This is a genomic window from Sideroxydans lithotrophicus ES-1, assembly GCF_000025705.1.
GTDB lineage: Bacteria > Pseudomonadota > Gammaproteobacteria > Burkholderiales > Gallionellaceae > Sideroxyarcus > Sideroxyarcus lithotrophicus.
Map to the genome: position 1 here is coordinate 817,542 of NC_013959.1, position 19,044 is coordinate 836,585.

At 61.2% G+C, this 19,044-nt stretch carries 22 protein-coding genes; 6 read left to right on the forward strand and 16 right to left on the reverse strand.

The annotated features are described in order from the left end of the window. Positions 1-21: 21 nt before the first annotated feature. The 8 genes from SLIT_RS04150 to nifB all read right to left on the reverse strand — a co-directional run bounded on the left by SLIT_RS04150 (position 22) and on the right by nifB (position 6,231). Positions 22-1,302 (reverse strand): Y-family DNA polymerase, encoded by a 1,281-nt coding sequence (locus tag SLIT_RS04150; protein WP_013028967.1) that lies wholly within the window; start codon positions 1,300-1,302, stop codon positions 22-24. A 2-nt stretch (positions 1,303-1,304) separates the two neighbouring features. Next, positions 1,305-1,784 carry a LexA family protein gene (locus SLIT_RS04155; protein WP_013028968.1) on the reverse strand — a complete coding sequence of 160 codons (480 nt, stop codon included), beginning with the start codon at positions 1,782-1,784 and terminating at the stop codon, positions 1,305-1,307. A gap of 74 nt (positions 1,785-1,858) precedes the next feature. Further along, positions 1,859-2,737, reverse strand: a complete 879-nt coding sequence (draG, locus tag SLIT_RS04160; RefSeq protein WP_013028969.1) for an ADP-ribosyl-[dinitrogen reductase] hydrolase — start codon at positions 2,735-2,737, stop codon at positions 1,859-1,861. Positions 2,738-2,744: 7 nt separating this feature from the next. Next, positions 2,745-3,302, reverse strand: coding sequence for a nitrogen fixation protein NifQ (locus tag SLIT_RS04165; protein WP_013028970.1), 558 nt, complete (start codon positions 3,300-3,302; stop codon positions 2,745-2,747). 205 nt (positions 3,303-3,507) lie between these two features. Continuing rightward, on the reverse strand, positions 3,508-3,792 hold the full coding sequence (locus tag SLIT_RS04170; RefSeq protein ID WP_013028971.1) for a 2Fe-2S iron-sulfur cluster-binding protein: 285 nt from the start codon (positions 3,790-3,792) through the stop codon (positions 3,508-3,510). After that, positions 3,785-4,300: an ArsC/Spx/MgsR family protein gene (locus SLIT_RS04175; RefSeq protein ID WP_013028972.1), complete on the reverse strand. Its 516-nt coding sequence runs from the start codon at positions 4,298-4,300 to the stop codon at positions 3,785-3,787. The genes SLIT_RS04170 and SLIT_RS04175 overlap by 8 nt, the downstream gene beginning before the upstream one ends. A gap of 11 nt (positions 4,301-4,311) precedes the next feature. Further along, positions 4,312-4,566, reverse strand: coding sequence for a 4Fe-4S dicluster domain-containing protein (locus SLIT_RS04180; protein WP_013028973.1), 255 nt, complete (start codon positions 4,564-4,566; stop codon positions 4,312-4,314). Between the two features lie 159 nt (positions 4,567-4,725). Next, positions 4,726-6,231, reverse strand: coding sequence for a nitrogenase cofactor biosynthesis protein NifB (nifB, locus tag SLIT_RS04185; RefSeq protein ID WP_013028974.1), 1,506 nt, complete (start codon positions 6,229-6,231; stop codon positions 4,726-4,728). 360 nt (positions 6,232-6,591) lie between these two features. On the opposite strand from nifB, the gene SLIT_RS04190 reads away from it, so the two are divergent. Genes SLIT_RS04190 through SLIT_RS04205 form a run of 4 tightly spaced genes read left to right on the forward strand, consistent with a single transcriptional unit; the run spans position 6,592 to position 9,289 of the window. Beyond that, positions 6,592-7,323: a dinitrogenase iron-molybdenum cofactor biosynthesis protein gene (locus tag SLIT_RS04190; protein WP_013028975.1), complete on the forward strand. Its 732-nt coding sequence runs from the start codon at positions 6,592-6,594 to the stop codon at positions 7,321-7,323. Between the two features lie 3 nt (positions 7,324-7,326). Further along, entirely contained in the window at positions 7,327-7,590 is a 264-nt protein-coding gene (locus tag SLIT_RS04195) for a hypothetical protein (protein ID WP_013028976.1), read from the forward strand. Continuing rightward, entirely contained in the window at positions 7,587-8,945 is a 1,359-nt protein-coding gene (locus SLIT_RS04200; protein ID WP_013028977.1) for a (Fe-S)-binding protein, read from the forward strand. The genes SLIT_RS04195 and SLIT_RS04200 overlap by 4 nt, the downstream gene beginning before the upstream one ends. Beyond that, positions 8,939-9,289 carry a HepT-like ribonuclease domain-containing protein gene (locus SLIT_RS04205; protein ID WP_013028978.1) on the forward strand — a complete coding sequence of 117 codons (351 nt, stop codon included), beginning with the start codon at positions 8,939-8,941 and terminating at the stop codon, positions 9,287-9,289. Before SLIT_RS04200 ends, SLIT_RS04205 begins: the two co-directional genes overlap by 7 nt. A gap of 37 nt (positions 9,290-9,326) precedes the next feature. Here the strand turns inward: SLIT_RS04205 and SLIT_RS04210 are convergent, their stop codons facing one another. The 7 genes from SLIT_RS04210 to SLIT_RS04240 form a co-directional block, all read right to left on the reverse strand. Next, positions 9,327-11,099: a BatD family protein gene (locus SLIT_RS04210; RefSeq protein WP_013028979.1), complete on the reverse strand. Its 1,773-nt coding sequence runs from the start codon at positions 11,097-11,099 to the stop codon at positions 9,327-9,329. Beyond that, complete coding sequence (locus SLIT_RS04215) at positions 11,096-12,001, reverse strand: tetratricopeptide repeat protein (protein ID WP_041420768.1); 906 nt, start codon at positions 11,999-12,001, stop codon at positions 11,096-11,098. The genes SLIT_RS04210 and SLIT_RS04215 overlap by 4 nt, the downstream gene beginning before the upstream one ends. Then, positions 11,998-12,993, reverse strand: coding sequence for a vWA domain-containing protein (locus SLIT_RS04220; protein ID WP_041420769.1), 996 nt, complete (start codon positions 12,991-12,993; stop codon positions 11,998-12,000). The genes SLIT_RS04215 and SLIT_RS04220 overlap by 4 nt, the downstream gene beginning before the upstream one ends. Then, positions 12,984-13,949 carry a VWA domain-containing protein gene (locus SLIT_RS04225; protein WP_013028980.1) on the reverse strand — a complete coding sequence of 322 codons (966 nt, stop codon included), beginning with the start codon at positions 13,947-13,949 and terminating at the stop codon, positions 12,984-12,986. The genes SLIT_RS04220 and SLIT_RS04225 overlap by 10 nt, the downstream gene beginning before the upstream one ends. After that, positions 13,946-14,398 carry a DUF4381 domain-containing protein gene (locus SLIT_RS04230; RefSeq protein WP_013028981.1) on the reverse strand — a complete coding sequence of 151 codons (453 nt, stop codon included), beginning with the start codon at positions 14,396-14,398 and terminating at the stop codon, positions 13,946-13,948. The genes SLIT_RS04225 and SLIT_RS04230 overlap by 4 nt, the downstream gene beginning before the upstream one ends. 277 nt (positions 14,399-14,675) lie before the next feature. After that, positions 14,676-15,575, reverse strand: coding sequence for a DUF58 domain-containing protein (locus SLIT_RS04235; protein WP_013028982.1), 900 nt, complete (start codon positions 15,573-15,575; stop codon positions 14,676-14,678). Beyond that, positions 15,572-16,564 (reverse strand): AAA family ATPase, encoded by a 993-nt coding sequence (locus tag SLIT_RS04240; RefSeq protein WP_013028983.1) that lies wholly within the window; start codon positions 16,562-16,564, stop codon positions 15,572-15,574. Before SLIT_RS04240 ends, SLIT_RS04235 begins: the two co-directional genes overlap by 4 nt. A 305-nt stretch (positions 16,565-16,869) precedes the next feature. Here SLIT_RS04240 and SLIT_RS16040 point away from each other — a divergent pair, with 305 nt between their 5' ends. Then, positions 16,870-17,643 (forward strand): hypothetical protein, encoded by a 774-nt coding sequence (locus SLIT_RS16040; protein WP_013028984.1) that lies wholly within the window; start codon positions 16,870-16,872, stop codon positions 17,641-17,643. 51 nt (positions 17,644-17,694) lie between these two features. Next, complete coding sequence (locus tag SLIT_RS04255) at positions 17,695-17,949, forward strand: hypothetical protein (RefSeq protein ID WP_013028985.1); 255 nt, start codon at positions 17,695-17,697, stop codon at positions 17,947-17,949. Positions 17,950-18,158: 209 nt separating this feature from the next. Here the strand turns inward: SLIT_RS04255 and SLIT_RS04260 are convergent, their stop codons facing one another. Then, positions 18,159-19,028 carry a DNA adenine methylase gene (locus tag SLIT_RS04260; RefSeq protein WP_013028986.1) on the reverse strand — a complete coding sequence of 290 codons (870 nt, stop codon included), beginning with the start codon at positions 19,026-19,028 and terminating at the stop codon, positions 18,159-18,161. Positions 19,029-19,044: the final 16 nt, after the last annotated feature.

Genomic DNA, 19,044 nt, shown 5'->3' on the forward strand with positions numbered 1-19,044 from the left:
CTGTGGCGCCGGGCAAGCAACTCAACTGGACCGGCACACAGCCAGCTCGCTCCATTCCGTCGTGTATCGTTGCGACCTGTTCCCTTTACGCATCGCCCATGACTGATGCGTCCCTTCGCCCAGGAGCTTCAGCGTCCCGCTGCCCATCCTGCGGTTGACGCGATCCAGCGCCGTCATCAGTGCATGCGATCTTTGCCGTGTCGCCACGTCGTCGAACAGGGTGTTGGGCCGGTTGGCAGCGGGGATGATATGGGTGAGCGTGACGCCGACCTTCTGGTAAGCGTGACCGCTGCGATAGATCTGGCGCAGTCCGTGCAGCGCTGCGCGACAGAACGAGCGGGTGTCGTCGGTAGGTTCGACCAGCGGTGTCAGGATATTCTGCTGGTATTGCGGCTCGTCTTCCTTGTGCGGGTTGGTGCGGATATACACGTGGATGCCGCCGGCCATGGAATGCTGCTGGCGCAATTTTTCGGCGGCGCGGGTGGTGTAGGCGACCAGCGCCTGTTCCAGGTCGGGCAGGCTGGAGGTGAGTGTGCCGAACGAGCGGGAGCAGGTGATCTGCTGTTTTGCGGGTGCGACATCGTCCAGTTCCAGGCAGGCGCCGCCGTTCAGCTCTTCGACGATGCGCTCGAATACGACACTGAACCTGGCGCCGAGCCGTTTGGCCGGAGTGCGTTTCAGGTCGAGCACGGAGCGGATGCCGATCTCCTGCAGTCTGGGGGCAGTGTGCCTGCCGATGCCCCACACTTCACCCACTTCGATCGAGGCGAGCAGCGTATCCAGTTCGACCGCGTTCATGCCGTTGAAGTCACATACGCCGCTAAAGCGGGAATTCTTCTTGGCGACATGGTTGGCGAGTTTGGCCAGCGTCTTGCTGGGGGCTATGCCCACGCATACCGGAATGCCGACGCATCGCCTGATGGTCTCCCGCATCTGTTGGGCGTAGGCCGTGTGGTCGACTGGGATGCCGGTCAGATCGAGGAAAGACTCGTCTATCGAGTAGACCTCCTGGTTCGGGCTGAAGCGGGAAAGCAAAGACATCACGCGGTTGGAGAAGTCGGCATACAGGCTGTAGTTGGATGAGAAGGCGACGATGCCGTGCCGCCTGGCGAGGCCTTTCATCTGGTACCACGGCGCGGCCATCTTCAGCCCGAGATCTTTGGCTTCCTGCGAACGCGACACCACGCAACCGTCGTTGTTGGAGAGCACGACCACGGGCTTGCCTTCCAGACCGGGCTGGAACACGCGTTCGCAGGAGACGTAGAAGTTATTGCAATCGACCAGTGCGATGGCGCGCTGCATGGCTACACTTTATGCACGTTCCACTGCACCACGCCCCAGATGGAAAAGTCATGCTCGGCGGTGATGGCGATGTCCGGGTAATCCGGATGTGCGGCGCGCAGCACCTTGCCTTGCGCGGTGTAGAGCAATTGCTTGACCGTGAATTCGCCGTCGATCACGGCGACCACCACGCAGCCGTGGGTGGCCGGTACGGAGCGGTCCACGACCAGCAGGTCGCCGTCGAAGATGCCGAGGTCGCGCATGGAGTGTCCGGCCACGCGCATGAAGAAGGTGGATTCGCGGTGCTGGATCAGGTGTTCGTCCAGGCTGAGACGGCGCTCGACGTAATCGTCGGCGGGCGACGGGAAGCCTGCCGGCACCGCCTTGCGCAACAGGGCCCGCTGTCTTTCGAACATGCTCTTGTTGGGATGCGTCAGCGACAGCAGCGCGGAGTGGTTGGCGCGCCGCGCCGGGTTGGGGAAATTGCTATTCAAGTTGGCCATGGCATGATAGTTACAGAACGAACGTTCTTTGCATGGTAAAGAACGTTCGTTCTGTTGTCAACCGGAGGTATGGATCACTTGCCGCGCAGCAATGCCAGCGCCTGGGTCTCGCATGCGCGCCGGGTGTCCGCATCCAGCGTCTTCAGCCAGGCTTCGGGCATTTCTGCCGGGCCATACAGTGCGCCTGCCAGCATCCCGGCGATCGCTCCGGTGGTGTCGGCATCGCCGCCGCGGTTGACCACGTCGACCAGGCAGTCGCGGAAATTATCGGTATCGAAGAAACCCTGGAACACTGCCGGGATCGTGTCAGCGACATAGCCGCTGGGATTGCTGCCGGACTTTACCGCACGGAACCTGAATGCCGGGAATCGTGCCGCGAGCGGGTGGGCATGGTCGTGCAGCAGGTCGTTCTTGCTTGCGCCGCGCAAGGCATCCTGCAGCATGAACACCAGGCATTCGCAGGCGGCATCGGAGAGCGCGCAGTGGTGGGTGACATGCGCCTGGGCGCGACAGGCAGCGCGCACGGCGGCCTCTGCCTGGCCCAAGGTGGCGAGCGCCACGGGCAGCACGCGCATCGCGGCGCCGTTGCCTGCATCGTGGTCGGAATAGGGCGCCTCCGGATCGCCGGTCCTGCGGAACTGCAGCAGGTTGCGCCGCACGGTGTTGCCGATGTCCACCGGCTTGGCGCGCATCCAGTTGTCGAATGCCAGCGCCGCAGCGAACGCGTCCACTTTCCCCTGCGCAAGTATGGAATCGCCGAGTGCGAGCGACATGGTGGTGTCGTCGGTGACCTGTCCCGGTTTCAGGTGCAGCCAGCCGCCGCCGCGCAGCGTGTCGTGGACGCCGTATTGCGCCGCGATCTCGCGCGGCGTCATGAACTCCACCGTCGCACCCAGCGCATCGCCGATGGCGAGGCCAAGGTAGGCGGCGATGGCGCGATCGGTGGTGATCATGAGCGTGCTAGTCTTCGGGGCCGAAACAGTTCAGATAGTCGGTACAGTATTCGCAGCTCGGTGCGCGACAGGCGTTGATGCCTTCCTGTTCGCATAATTGCTTGTAGAGGAATTTCTTCCATTTCATGTCGTGCACGTTCTTCGCCGCGAGCGAGGGAAAGTTCTGCTTCATCAGGCGGCTGAGATAGTCGCGCGACCACAGGCCCAGGTCCTGCCACAGATGGTCGCTGGCCATGCATGCGGCAGTGACGATCTCGGCCATCCAGTGTTCCGACTGGTTCCTGTGGGCGCGGTGCTCGAGCAGCAGGCCGAGCACGTCGTCGCGTTCCAGCGCGCGCGGATCGGCGGTGCATTCGATGTTGCGGATCACCAGTTCGACGCCGGGAAAGTGGCACGCCAGCAGTTCGGAGAAATCCTTTTCGTTCAAACCCAGAGCGGGCGGCAGTGCGCCTCTGCCATCGATCTGGCTGGCGATCATCTGCGCGAACAGCTCATCGTTGGGCAAACCGGCGGCATGCGCCATCAGTTCGCCATGCAGGCCCGGGATTTGAAGATCGCCTTTCACGTTCGTCCTTTCTCCCGCTTGCGGGAGATAACCAGCGACTCGCCCGCTTGCGGGCTTATAACCAACCACTTGGCAACCGTCTTTTGGTTGCTTAGTGGGATGGCTAGTTGTTTCATCAGTCGAATGGCTAGTAGTCCCACCAGAGTTAGAGAGAGGGGCTTCTTGCTGCCTGTGCATGACGTTGGTTCGCATGATGCCTTCCGCCTTAGCCGCGCACCACGATGTTGCCGCCCAGCACCTGTGCCTGGCAGGCGAGGCGGTGGTCGCGACCGGCCATGTTTTCTTGCAGCACCTTGTCTTCCAGCACCGAGCGCTCGCTCATGTTCTCCATGCCGCTGACAATGCGCACGGTACACGTGCCGCACTCGCCTTCGCGGCAGCCGTAGGTGATGCCCGCTCCAATCTTCTCGGAAATCTCTATGAGGCGGGTACCGGCAGGCACCAATATGGTGATGCCGAGTTTTTCAAAGGTGACGCTGGCCTTAGGCATGATGAGATTCCTTGGGAGCAGGGCAAGGTTCTGAGCGATGGCAAGGATTGGAAATTGCGCGGAGCGCGGCGCTTGTTCCCTCGCCCTCCGGGAGAGGGTTTGGGTGAGGGAAGCGGGCTTGCCCGCTGGGGCAGGGTTCGTCTTTGGGTTGGCTATCGTTCAGCCCGATCCAGGCATCCACTGCTTTTGCATCGAAGCCGGCGCGGAATTCGCCGTCCACTTCCATCAGCGGGCGGCGGATCAGCAACGGTTCGGCGATCATCATCTCGAGCGCGGTATGTGCATCCACTGCGGCCGGATCCACTTCGCCGGATTTGACGCGCGGCGCGCTCGGGTTGAACCACTGCGCCACCGGCAGTGTGCCGAAGAACGGGCGCAGCCGCACCGCACTCCATTTTTCGGTGAGCAGGTTCTTTGCCAGCACGGTGTGGCCCGATGCGGCCAGCCACACCTTCTGCTTGGTGTTGTTGCCGCAACCGGGCTTCTCGTAGAAGACGACAGTGGCCATGATCGAATTTCTCAGGCGGCCAGTTTTTGCAGCGGGATGCCGGTGAGCGAACCCGGCGGATTCATCGCGTCGCCATCCTCGTTGAGGATCGCACCTTCGATCGGACAGATGGTGGCGCACTGCGGATCCTCGAAGTCGCCCGCACATTCGGTGCACTTGTTCGGGTCGATCAGAAAGTGCGGCTTCGCTTCGTAGATCGCCTTGCTCGGGCACAGCGGTTCGCATGCCCAGCAATTGACGCAGGATTCGATGATTTCGAGTGCCATGTTGTTTCCTTTCAACTAACCTGTCTTAGTCCCTCGCCCGCAAGCGGGAGAGGGGTTGGGGTGAGGGGAGGGATTCGAAGTGGAACGCCGTCAGTTGTTCGTAGCCCCTCATCCTCAATCCTTCTCCCGCCCGCGGGAGAAGGAAGCCAGAACAGCTTGTTAAGCCACCTTTTGTTGCTCGTCCGCCTTCGTTTCCAGCTTGCCCGCCACGCGCATCTCTTCGTATACCTTGAGGATCGCTTCCTCGATCGTTTCCATCGCGTGTTCGCCGTTCGGCTGGATGCCTGCGGCCTCCAGCGGCCCCCAGGGTTCGTAGCCGACCTTGCTGCACAGCACGACTTCACAACCGGCCAGTTCGCGGATGGTCACATCGAGTGCGCTTTCGCCGTCGCCGCAGGTGTCGCCGCCTTCACAGTACGGAATGGTCTTGCGGTGGCTGATGAAACGCACGCCCTCGGACGAAGCTTCGTAGATCAGGAACTCGCTGGCATGACCGAAGTGTTCGTTGATCACGCCGCCGCCCTTGGTGGCGACCGCCATCAGCACCGGACGTGTCACTTCTTTCTTCTGGATGCCCTGGATGCTGACCAGCTGCACCTTGGCTTCTTTCGCCAGACGTTTGCTTTCCAGTTCCTCGTTGATGGCCGCATGTACCTCGGCGCGCATCTTCATTGCCTCGGGATAATTGATGTCCATCTGCTCGATCTTGTCCATGGTGAACTCGGCACCGCGATCCTCGCCCAGCAGCCCCACCGCATCGGCACGGCACTGGCGGCAGTGGCGCATCATGTTCATGTCGCCCGCACACGCATCCTGCAAGGCCTGCAGCTCGTCGTGGGTCGGGCCGCGCTGACCGGTGAGACCGTAGTAGGTGCCGTGTTCGGCTTCGGAGATCAGCGGCATCACGTTGTGCAGGAACGCACCTTTGGATTTGACGATCTTCGAGACTTCTTCCAGATGCTTGTCGTTCACGCCGGGGATCATCACCGAGTTCACCTTCACCAGGATGCCCTTGGCGACCAGCATCTCCAGGCCCTTCTGTTGCTGCTCGATGAGGATGGCCGCACCTTCGCGTCCCTTGATACGCTTGTTCTTCCAGAAGATCCAAGGATAGATCTGCGCCCCCACGTCGGGATCGACGCAGTTGATGGTGATGGTCACGTGGTCGATGTTGTGCTTGGACAACTCCTCCACATGCTCCGGCAGCGACAGGCCGTTGGTGGACACGCACAGCTTGATGTCCGGCGCCTGCTCGGCCAACTGGCTGAACGTGGAGAACGTGCGCTCCGGGTTGGCCAAAGGATCGCCGGGGCCGGCGATGCCCAGCACCGTCATCTGCGGGATGGTCGCCGCGACGGCCAATACTTTCTTCACGGCCTGATCCGGATGGTGCAATTCGGACACCACGCCCGGACGGGACTCGTTGGCGCAGTCGTATTTGCGGTTGCAGTAATTGCACTGGATGTTGCATGCAGGGGCCACCGCCACATGCATGCGTGCGAAGTAGTGGTGCGCTTCCTCGGAATAACACGGGTGGTTGAACACCTTCTGGCGGATATGCTCCGGCAGATGGTTCATCTGGTCGTCGGTCGAGCCGCACGACCCGGCGGAACAGCCTCCTTTGGGAGCTTCGCTTGCTGCGTTGTTGATGACGGGTAGTTGCACGATGTGTCCTCCGGTAAGGTCTGGCTGAGTATGAGCAAACAGCGTGCCCGACAGATTTTGTCGCCTAACTCATTGTTTTATATATGGCGCGTTTGAATGCCATGCACCACTGTTGTAAATGGCACATGACACTCGCCCTGGCTTGTGGCGAAGGCTACAAAAACGCGGATCGGGATAGTCTAGGCAGGCAGGTTGGGCGAGTTTGACGTCAGCGATCGAGTCGCCATGTCCGAGTGCGCAAGTCGAGATTCCTTTGCGATCAGCATGTTGAATGTCGCAGCAGTTTTCTGTGTGCAAGTGTTGGCACTGTAATTGCACTCTGTGCATGCAACGCCATAGGCGCTTCATGGAGACGATGCGATGCAACAGCCAGAACTGATCACCCGGGAAGCCGCGCTGCGCGTGGCATTGGCGGCACGCACGCTGCCCAATACCACGCTGCCGCAATTGATCGATGTACTGCAGGAAAGACTGGGCGAGAGACTGGACGCGGATATCCTGCGCACCTTCACCGTCACCGACCTGAAGACAGGACTGGGCAGCCTGGACGGAGAAGAGGACGGCGAAGATATCGGCATCGGCCTGGAGGCGATGAAGCTGGCGGTGCGCATCCTGTGGGGCGATGCGGAGTCGGACGAGAAACTATCCGAGGTGCAGGCCTATAAAGACGGCGACATGCCCGGCTCCGTGCGGGTGGCGATCGCTTCCGATATCGGCATGACTCTGAGCGGACATTTCGGTTCATGCCTGCGCTTCCTGGTCTATCAGGTGTCGGCGACCGACAGCCGCCTGATCGGCATCCGTTCCGCGCTGGAGGCCGATTTCGCCGAAGACAAGAATGCCTTCCGCGCGCAGATCATCGGCGATTGCCATGTCGTCTATATCGTTTCCGTCGGCGGCCCTGCCGCCGCCAAGATCATTCGCGCCAACATCTACCCGATCAAGCGCCCGCAAGGCGGCAGCGCGGAAGAGGTGATCGCGGAGTTTCAGCAGGCGATGACGAATTCACCGCCGCCGTGGATGCTCAAGATACTGGGCGTCAGCGCCGAGCAGCGGCTGAAGAACTATACGGCTGCCGAAGTGCAGGAGTGACGCATGGCCAAGCTCAAGTCGAACCCTTACCAGACGACCAGCGACCTCATCGCCAACGCGATCGGCACCGCCAGGGTGTTCGGCGAGAACCGGCGCATCACCAACCTGGTCGCCAGCAGCATCGGGCGAATGATCATCGAAATGGATGGCAGCAATGAAGGAGACGAGTTGCTGGCTCATGCGCTGAGTTGCATCAGTGCGCAAGATGCCGAACATGTCCCGACGCTCCATTCGGCGCTGCATGCGCTGTCAGTCCTGGTCGAATGAAGCACCATCTCGACTGGTCTTCTTACGAGACAGCGGGGCAGGGCGATGCCTACGCCGGCATCCCCGCGACGGGCGGCGACTTCGCCAAGGCGGTCGCCGTGTGCATCAGCGACAAACTCTGCCAGCGCACGCCCAAGGGCGTGATGTGCCCCAGCTTCCGCGCCACCGACGATGCCGCGCATTCTCCGGGTGGCAGGGTGGTGGTGCTCAAGGCGGCGTTGAATGGAGAGTTCGGCGACGATGCCTTCGCCGATCCGCGGCTGGCTGCCGCGATGGAACTCTGCGTCGGCTGCAAGGGCTGCAAGCGCGAGTGCGCCAACCAGGTCGACATGGCCGCGATCAAGATCGAATACCAGGCGCAGGTCAATGCACTCAAGGGTGTGCCGCATCGCGATCGGCTGATAGCCGGTTTGCCGGGCTTACTGCGCTACCGTCGCGTCATGGGAGGCCTGATCCGCTGGCGCAATCGTGCATCGTGGTTGGCGAGAGCGGGCGAATTCATCTTTGGCATAGCTGCAAAACGAATACTGCCTGAACCGGCAGTCGCACCTTATGCGGCACCACGCAGCTGCGTAGAGAGCGCTGCTGGCGACAGGGATGTCATCCTGTTCATCGATACCTTCGCCATGCATTTCGAACCGGAGATCGCACGGGCTGCGCACCAGGTGCTCACTGCTGCGGGTTATCGCGTCATCACCTTGCGGGCCGCCGCAGACGACGAACCGGGCCGCGCCCTGTGTTGCGGTCGCACCTGGCTTTCGCTGGGGCAGGTCGATGCGGCAAGGCGCGAAGCTCGCCGCCTGCATGCCGCACTGCGCCCGGCGTTGGCCTCCGGCATCCCCATCGTCGGGCTGGAACCCTCGTGCATCCTGTCCTTGCGCGATGATCACCTGAAGCTCGGCCTGGGCGAAGAAGCGGTGGCGTTATCGAAGCAGGTCTACCTGTTCGAGGAATTCATCGCACGCGAGCATGACCGCAAACGCTTCGATCTCGAATTCAAACCGCTGCCGCGCGGCAAGACCCTGGTGCACGGGCACTGCCACCAGAAGGCTGTCGGCGCGATGAAGTCGCTGCGCAAGGTGTTGCGGCTGATCCCGGAGTTCGAGTTCGAATTCATCGAGGCGAGCTGTTGCGGCATGGCGGGCAGTTTCGGTCTGGAGGCCGAGCACGCCGACATCTCCATGCGCATGGCGGAGCTCGACCTGTTGCCCGCATTGCGAGCTGCGCCCGATGCGGCCATCCTCGCCAACGGTTTTTCCTGTCGCCACCAGATACGCGAAGGTGTGGCGCGCGATCCCATCCATGTCGCGCTGCTGTTGCGCGACGCGATCGACACCAGGGGGCAAACATGCTGACCGGAGCCATGCTCGGACTGATGCAGAAGCTTGCGCTGGACATCATGATCCTGACCGACGAGATCGGCGAAGAGGAGTTCTTCGCCAGTCGCATGACGCGCGCACAGACGCTGCAACTTTTGCGCAGCCTGGTGCAGACCGCCGCCAACCTGCCTGCCGGAACGCGCGAACGCATGCCGCAGATCGACTGGGCGGCATGGGCGGCCTTGCAGATCGCCCTCGCCAGGCCGTCGCAGCATCCGCTGCAGATCTGGGTGGCGATCAAGGAACTTACCCCGCTGACCGTGCAACAACTGAACGGCTACAAGAAAGTCCAGCCGCAGTTGTTCTCGATGGTGCCGTGAATCTGCGTCGGCAGATTGCGCTCTGGTGACTGTCGCATCACGGATACAACCCGGCCAGCTCCATTCCCGCCGCTACGGTTTGTTCTTCCTTGCTGTGCAAAGTTTTCAAATTTAGCAGCGCGTCTCCCTGCCATATGCCATTCGCGTAACAGGCGCGGTCGAGTTGCTTCAGCAATGGCTTGAGTGCGGCATCGTCGAGGCGGTCAGCCAATGCCTTGAGTCCTCTGGGCGGATCTTGCGGCCAGCTCGCGTGCGCCCATGCCAGCAAGTGGCGGCGTGCAGCCTGCGCATCGTTGTCCCGGCATGCCTGTCGGAACGCCTTGCGCGCCTCGCCCAGATCGGACGCTGATGCGGATGGCGTCGTTGCCTGCGTGTTCAAATGCGCCGGCTGTCTGGCTTTGCGCCGGCTGCTCAGCCACCAGGCGCCGAGTGTGCCCAGCCAGAGCAGCGCAAAGACGAGGCTGATCCAGGCCCAGCGATAGTCCGTACCTGCGATTCCCATCGGTTGCGCTACAGATGGAGCAGCGGGTGGCCCGGCCGAGATCGAGTCCTGCCCTGGTGGTGTCGTGCCGACGGCGATACCGCCTGCGCTGGGCAACACGTCCAGTGTGCGCGCAGGCAGTTCGATCTCCTGCTGCACGTTCTTGCCGGTATCCCACCAGAACAGGTGCAGGGCAGGGATCTCGTAGCGACCGGCGGTGTTGGCGATGATGGCGATGTCCTGGTCGCGCGTGCCGATGATGCTGATGCCGTGCGCGTCATTGTTCAACTTGGGCTGATCCGGATAGGCGCGCAGGCCGTTCGGCAGTTTCAATATCCGGCTCAGGTCGGGCAACTGTGCGGCGATCAGCCCATCGGCGGCGAGGTGCAGATGCAGCGTGACGGGGTCGCCCGCGCGGATGCTGCCGTTGTCGGGTTGCCAGCTTTCTTCCAGCGTCACATGTTGTGCCGGCAGCCAGTCGTGGCCGCCGGCGCCGGCTGGACGCGGGCGCACGTTCAGCACCACCGGCTCGCTCTGGATGCGTATCGGCCTGGTGGTGTTCATCATGCCGGCGAAAGGATTGCGACCGAATATGTTGCCGAACGGGTCGTTGTCGTTGCCGCTGTTGTCCTGCACCTGCGCGTTCAGTACGGCGCCATCCAGCCGCACACTGCCGCTGCGCTGCGGGAACAGCAGGTATCTGCGCTCGATCACCTGATAGCTGCGACCGTTGCGCGTCTCACTGGTCTGCTTGTCCTGACCCAGTTGCTGGACCAGCACGTCGTTGCCGGACTGCAGGTCGAGGCTGGCCTGGTACAGCGGCTGGTCGGTGTAGATGCGAACCGTCATCGGCACGGCAGCCTGCACATAAGGTTGCTTCTGCTCCGCTGCCGCGGTGAGGAACACATGCGCAGCGTTTCCGGTCGGCGCATTGCCGGCCGCAGCGTTCCCGGATCGTCCGCTTGCTGCGCTGCTGCTTACCTCCAGCGGCAGGAACGGCGATGAGTCCCCGTCCCATTGCAACGCGGGTATATGCAGCTTGCCCTGGTGTTTCGGCAACAGCACCAGGTTCAATTGAGTCTGCGCATTCATCTTGCCGTTGACGATCTGGATGCTGGAACCAGAGCTGCGTCCGACGATCTCGAAGTCCTGCTTGAGCGGGCTCAGGTCGGGCTGGCTGTCGGTCTGACCGTTGTGTTGCAGGGTGAGTTGTACCGTCTCGCCCGGGCCGACCTGGTTGCGGTCAAGGCTGGCGCCGATCTCTGCAGAGGCAGGCAGGCTCAGGCCCAGCGTCGTCAAAGTCATCAGAGTGAGGATAGTGTTTTTCATTGCTGTCCACCTTGTTGTCGGATCATGTGCTCGATCATGAACTTGCGCCGCAACAGGCCACCGGGGTCGTCCGGGATGCGCCGCAGCCATTGTTCCTGCGCAAGCTGTTGTTCGCTGACGGGCGCATCCGATACGGCGTTGGCACCGGATGTCGGCGATTTGCCCAGCGCGGCTTCCGCATCGCGCCGTGCCTGTGCCGCGTCGTCGGCTTGGGATCGGTTGCCGGTTTGGCCGGATGCGCCGGGTTGCTCGTTCGCGTTGGCCTGCGCAGACTGTTGCTGTCCTTGTCCTGCATTCTTTTTGTTGTTGCTGCCTGGCTGTTGGCCTTGCCCGGTCTTGCCCTGTTGTGCTTTTCCGGACTGGTTCTGGCCGGATGGATCTTGCTTGCCTGAATTCTTTTGGCTATCGCCCTGCTTGCCGGAGTTGCTGCCGGATTGGCCAGCCTGTTTGTTGCCGCCGTTCTTGTCATCCTTCGACGAGGATTGGTTGTTCGCAGCAGACTGCGGCTGCGGCGGTTGCTGCTGCAGCGCCTTGGCCACCAGCTCGCGGTTGTGGCGCGCATCGCGATTGTCCGGATCGCGGGCCAGCGCTGCATCGTAGGCCTGCAGCGCTTCCTGCAACTGCCCGGACTGAGCCAGTGCGTTGCCGCGGTTGTAGTTGCCGTCGCTGTCGTCGAAGGCCGAGAGATGCTTTGCCGCATTTGCATAATCGCCCGCCTGCAGTTCCGCAAAGGCCTTGCGCCGCGGGTCCCGGTAGGTTTGCGCCGCCGCAGCCGCCTTGCCCTCATGCATCAGCCGTTCGCCTTGCTGGTCGGCGTTGTGCCACAAGTCGTCCCAGAAACCGTTCGCCTGCGCATTTGCGGCACAGAGCGCGAGCAGCGAAAGCAGGAGTGCGCGCTTCATAACCACCCCCGCCGTGCCAGCAATGCCGTCGCCAACAGCAGCAGCGGCAGCAGCCAGACGCCGCCATCCAGCCTGTGCGCCACGCGGATGTCCTTGTTCTCGGTGGCGCGGCTGGTGCGGTCGGCCTGTGCCTGCAGGTAACCGATCAGGCTCGGCAGTTGCGCCAGGTCTGCATATCTGCCGCCGCCGCTGCTGGCCAGTTGTTGCAGCCGTTCCACATCCAGCCGGGCGAGATCCAGATGCCCTTGCTTGTTCTGCGCAAAGCCGCCACCCGTCCGGCTCAGCGGTGCGCCGGTGCGCGTGCCGATGCCGACTACACTCACCGTGATGTTTTGCGCCTGCAGTTTTTTCGCGGCAGTGAAAGCGGCCGCCGGGTCGCTGAACCCGTCGGTCAGCACCACCACTTGCGCGTTCTTGCCGCCGCCCTGTCTGACCAGTTTGCCTGCCTGCTCCAGCGCCGGAGCAAGATTGTCGCCGGCACTGGGCATGATGTCAGGGTTCAGCGGCGGCAGCAGCGCGCGTATCGTGGCGACGTCGTCGGTCATCGGCGTGACCGTGTAGGGCTCGTCGCTGAATGCCACCAGCCCGACGCGCGCATCCTGCGCGCCATTGAGCAGATCGTCGAGCGCATAGCGTGCGCGGGTGACGCGGTTCGGCGTGACATCGGCTGCCAGCATCGAGGGCGACAGGTCCAGCACCAGCATCCATGCGCTGCTGCCGCGGTAGGCGAGGGAAGGTGCCTGCTGCCAGCTGGGACCGGACAGTGCCAGCGCTGCCAGTGTCCACGCCAGCGCCAGCCACGGCCAGGGCGACTGGCCGCGCTTGCCCCCGGCATCGAGCCGCAGGCTGGACAACAGCTCCGGGTCGATCAGCTGCGCCCAGCCACCCTCGTGGTTGCGGCGCCGCGCCAGCCAGATGCTCAGGCCCCACAGCAAGGGGATGGTCAACAGCCAGGCGGGGCGCAGGAACTGGAAATGCTGTATCACGTCCATCTTCTTCTCCACATCACGACCGGCAGGCTGAGCAGCAGTGCCAGTCCCAGCGGCCACGGGAACCACTCGTCGCGCGGGCGGTACCATTGCTGTCGCGCGTCGCTGGGTTCCAGCCGGTCGATACGTGTGTAGACCTGCTGCAGGTTTTCGACATCCGTCGCGCGGAAATATTCGCCGCCCGTGGTCTTGGCGATGAGCTTGAGCGTGTCCTCGTCCAGGTCGTTGGCGCCACCCATGCCGAAGGGATCGGTCTGATCCGAACCCACGCCGATGGTGTAGATGCGCAGGCCTGCGGCAGCGGCCATCTTTGCAGCCTCATCCGGCGGCATCGCCCCGGCGTCGTTGCTGCCGTCGGTGAGCAGGATCAGCACCGTTTCACCCTTGCGGCCGGATACGTTCGTGGCGTCGCGCAAGCGCTTGATGGCGAGACCGATGGCATCGCCGATGGCCGTCTGCGTGCCGGCCACGCCTATCATCGCCTCGTCCAGGAACTGACCCACCGTGTTCAGATCGGTGGTGAGCGGTGCCTGCAGGTAGGGCTGGGTGCCGAACAGGATGAGTCCAACCTGGTCGCCGTGGCGGCGGCGGATGAAATCGCCCGCGACCTTCTGCACCACCTGCAAACGATTGGCATTGCCGGCCATGTCCTGCGTGGACATGGAGCCGGAGACATCCACCGCCAGCAGCAGGCGCCGTCCGGTGGTGGACACCGCCTCGGGATCGCCCAGCCATTGCGGGCGGATCGCCGCCAGCACCAGCAGCAACCAGATCAGCGCGAACAGCAGCTTGCGCGGACGCGACATGTGATGCGTATCGGGTGTCGAGCCGGCCGCGACCGTGTCGGCAAAAGGCAGGAACAGTGCAACACCATGCGGCTGTGCGGGCGGCAGCCAGCGACCCAGCAGCCAGGGCAACGGCAGGAACAGCAGCATCCAGGGCCATTCGATGTGGATCATCGCCGCCCCCGTAGAAAATCGCGCGCGCCTTGCAGCCATGGGGCGCGGTCGTTCAGCATGCGGCTGCCATAGGCTGCGCGCAGCAGGCTTTCTCCTGCCTCGCCGGCCAATGTGTTTCCGCCATGTGCGATGAGGAAATCCAGCCAGTCGTTGCCGCTCAAGTGCGCCACTTGCTCGCGGCCATAGGCGGCGATGGCATAACGGCGCAGCAGATCCTGCAGTGCGCTGGCCAGATGCGCGTCATCATGTGCATGCATTTGCAGTTGCCGGAGTTCGCGCAACGCAGCCCGGCGCAAACGGTTGGGCTTGCGCCGATACCAGTAGATCGCCGCGGCAGCGATCATCAGCACCAGTGCTGCGAGTGCCCACCACCCTGGCGCCAGCGGCCACCAACCGGGCGGCGGCGGTGCGTGGGGCGGGGCGAGTTGTTTTAGAAATTCGTCGTTCATTTTTTAAAACCTGAACGTCATTCCGGCGCAGGCCGGAATCCAGTCAAAAAAACAAACTCCCGCAACGCGGGACAAAAGCCCAAAGCATGTTGAATAAACTCGCTGGATTCCGGCCTGCGCCGGAATGACGAGGTAAAAGGTTTCATGTGTTATCGCCAATTATGGAAATCTCAATAATCCGCAACATTTCGCGGCCTTGCTTCACAGTCTGATTCCTCTAGTGATGGTTCTACGCCGTACCTCTCTGTGTCCTCTGTGGCTGATGTTTTTTTATGCTTTACGCAGTCCATAACGGTTCCCGCAACAAAGGCGGCAGCGACTCGGTCACCGGCTGCGGCGTGTCCAGCCGGATCAGCGGCAGGTTGAGGCGGTGCGTCAACTCATCCAGGCGGTGTTGGCGTGCAGCCCATTTCTCCTGCCACGCGCTACGGCTGCTTGCGCCATCCAGCCACCACAGGCGACCGGGCAATCCGGCGCGGTAACTGCCGTCCGGCAAGCCCGTGTTTTCCAGCGGATCGACCAGCCACAGCAGACGGCAGTCGCAACGCAACGAGATGCTCGCCAACAGATTCTCGGTGTCGTCGTCCAGCCCGCTGAAGTCGCTCAGCACCAGCACCAGACTGCCGGGTTGCAGCAGCGGTTTCAGCGCGATGAGCGATGCATTCAAACTGTCCGGGCTGGGCATGCCGGGGCGGGTGGGTTGCGCTGCCACCAGCGCTTCGAGCACCGGCAGCACGCCGGCTTCGCGTGCGCGCGGACGGAAGATGCGCAGATGCTCGTTGCCGCCGATCAGCGCACCCAGCCGGTCGCCGTCCATCGCGGCGACCCATGCCAGCAGCGCTGCCGAACGCAACAGCAGCGAGGACTTGAGCTGATGACGGCTGCCGAAATACAGGCCTGGATGCAAGTCGGCGACCAGCCACACCGGGCGCTCGCGCTCTTCGCGGAACAGCTTGGTATGCGGCTGGCCGCGCCGCGCCGTGACGCGCCAGTCGATGTTGCGCGCGTCATCGCCGGGCGTGTACAGGCGCACCTCTTCGAACTCCAGGCCGCGGCCGCGCTGCGCGCTGCGGTGCGATCCTTGCAGTCGCGCCAGTACGGGGCGGCGCGCATGCAGGTTGAGATCGTGTGCGGTACCGCGCAAGGCAACCAGTTCTGCCAGGTCGGGCAGGATCATGGGGCCGGCACCTGTCGCAACAGTTCCTCGACGCAATCCTGCGCCGAGACGCCATGCGCCTGCGCGGTGTAGTCCAGCAGCAGGCGGTGGCGCAACGCATCCGGTGCGATGGCCTGCACATCCTCGGGGCTGACATAGTCGCGCCCATCCAGCCAGGCCAGTGCACGCGCGCCGCGTTCCATGGCAAGGGCCGCACGCGGACTGGCGCCCCAGCGCAGCCACTCTTTCAGTTTGCTGCTGTACTTGTCGGGGATGCGCGTGGCCTCGACCAGTGCGGCGATATATTCGGCGACCGAATCGGCCAGCGTGAGCTCGAGCACTTCGCGCCGCGCAGCGAACACCTGTTCCTGCGTCAGCGCAAAGCGCGGCGGCGACAGTTCGCATGCTTCCCGCGCTTCGCGCCGCGACAGTTCCATGATGCGCAGCGTGGTGGCGCGATCGGGATAGTCCACCAGCGTGTGCAGCATGAAACGGTCGAGTTGTGCTTCCGGCAGCGGGTAGGTGCCTTCATGCTCGATCGGGTTCTGCGTGGCCATCACCAGGAACAGGCGCGGCAACGGATAGGTGGCAGAGCCGACGCTGACCTGACGCTCGGCCATCGCTTCGAGCAATGCAGACTGCACCTTGGCCGGGGCGCGGTTGATCTCGTCGGCGAGGATCAGGTTGTGGAACAAGGGGCCGCGCTGAAAATGAAAGCCGCCTTCCTCGGGCCGGTAGATATCGGAACCGGTGAGGTCCGCCGGCAGCATGTCAGGCGTGAACTGCAGGCGCTGGAAATTCCCTTCGATGCCGTGTGCCAGCGCCTTGATGGCACGCGTCTTGGCCAGGCCAGGCGGCCCTTCCACCAGCAAGTGGCCGTCGGCCAGCAGTGCCAGTAGCAGGCGTTCCACCAGGTTGTCCTGGCCCAGTATCTGTTCGTTGAGGTAAGCGCGAAGTCCGTTGAATGCTGAGATTGCCGTGGTGGCATGTGGAGCGACACTGACATCCATCGTGGATCCTTTCCATATGTTTTTCTTGTGGCATACAGAAAGGAAATTTTTTGCAAAGTTCCCGAAGAGTGTGTCGGCGCGCATTTGAATGCGAAAACGCACTTCGGTTTTGGATTAAAAATCCTCGTGTTATTGAAGAAAGATTGAGTGAGCGATGTGCCACATCAAATCGGGAATGAAACACGACCTGCAGCGGTGAATGTCAAATATAGGTTATGCAGATTCGACTTGAGACTGTTGCCTGGCATCGAGTGGTGCAATAAACCCACACAGGATATGAGGGAGTATACTTTTGCCAAACTCCGATGTTGATCAAGGCCTTTTCGATGATACCTGCCAAGAGCGATGCCGACAGCCAGACCATCCATTCACTGCGCCGATGGCGCGTGATGGAGATCCTGACGGAAAAGGGAACGCCAAGCCGTCACGTTTATGGGCATGACATAACGAATGACACGGCTCGCGCATCCACCAGCATCAAGGAGTTCGACCGGGAAGCGATGACCATCACCACCCACAGTGGCAGGCTTTACAAGCTACTGGGCGCGCCAGGTCACTCTCGTGCCGGAGCGATCGTCTGGAAGGAATGGTGCCACAAACATCATGTCATTTCAGAGACGGATGTGACCGACGAATACTTCAGCGTCGATAAATTATTCTCCAACGTCAACGAAGAGATCTATACCGGACTGCGAGAATTGGTCGATTCGGTTTTTCCTTTGCGCTGTGGAAATTGCGGTCGGGAATATCGAAACTCCGCCGAATTCCTTGCGGCTACTCAACCTGTGCATGCGAACTCCAGTGGCTTGCAACAAAGCAGGGACAATGAAGGCCACATGGTCGTGGATCTGTTTCGGAATTGTGTCTGTGGTTCGACCTTGCTCGAAAGTTTCGGAAATCGGCGCGACCTTGGCGAAGATGGCGTCAAGCGCCGGATGCGATTCCAGGATATGGTCGACAAGCTGGTTGCGATGGGCTACACGGAAGAAATCATACGAGGCGAACTGCTTAAACTCATGCGCGGACAGCCGAATGATGTGATCAATCTGGCAAGGCTCGCGAACTCCGAGCATCGTTAGCAAATCGAGGGCGATCCTGGAGAGTCGATAACAAGAAAGGTCGAAAATCAGATGAAGCTGATCGAACAGGACGAGAAGGATGATTTCCTGGCGGTGTTGAAACGATTCCAGCTTTCCCCGGAAGATTTTGACCTGGCGGAGACCGACACCACAGACTCCAAAACCGATGAGATATTCGCGCTCACCGGGTTTGTCGTGATCACGCAAAAATCTACCAACCTGAAAGCCCAATACCCAATTGGGGACGGGTCCAGATGGGTTGAGGAATTCGAGAGGGATGTTGAAAAAAACCTGTTTGGTAGATGACGGCTAGATGCTGTCGGTTGGCCCGTTAATACTAAACGTCTCAAACTCGGCCATTGCTGCCTTTCAGGCCCTACTGACTGAGCGGCCGGTTTTGAACCCTAAACAGACTCCACAGTGACTACGAAATCCGGAGCGATTCAATCAATCGGTTAGCCTAAACAACAACCGCACAGCCAAAATGAAAACTCACGGGAAGGTAGCGCTTAAGGCTAGGCAGCTTGTGGCGCTTCCGATTGCGGTGGTGCAACAAGTCTCTGACTAAAAAACATAACTTCAGATCCTGTGTACCTGCGCTGGGCAGTGTAATGCAGGCCATAGCTCATGGAACGAGCATATGCGTACATGTCCTTAATTTCCTCAACGGCGTCATAAGACACAACCCACGGTCTACGGAAGCGGGGGCTACCGAGAAGACGGGCAATCTTCAAATGGTCTTGATGCTGATAGAAATTACGATATAAACCTTCGCCTTTAACGTAGTAAGGCGGGTCTAGATAGATCAACGATTTCTGCGGCAAAAACTGATGACAGCGAAGCAGCAGCTCGTGTGCATCCTCTTCGTAGACATCGATAGATTTTGAGTATTGCCCAATACGTTCTAGACGTAGGCATAACTCATCTCTCATAAATCTCTCATCTACCTTATAGGTTCCTGCCTGAGATTTTCCGCCAATAACTCCGCCCTTTAGAATTCCGGACCGATTAGTACGGTTCATAAATAGCGTAGCAAATCCCCGTTCCAGCTCGCTCCCTTTCTTATCCCCTAACATCACAGATCGCCAATGATGCCAAGCGTCCATAGTGACGGGCTCATTAGCAACTAGATCAATCAATTTTCTGGTGCAGCGTGTGGCCACTTTCCAGAATACCGCTACAGCTGGGTCAGCATCATTTATATGAATATGATCGACTATCCCGTCAACAAGCAGCACAAGAGCTACGCCAGCCCCTCCCGCATACGGCTCCAAATAATGACCGCCCTCCAGCCCGTTGCGCTGGATGATCTCGGCTATCAACGGGGCGAATCGAGCCTTCCCCCCTGGATAACGCAATGGCGTATATAGTTTGTTTGAGTACATTGTTCCTACTTTAAGT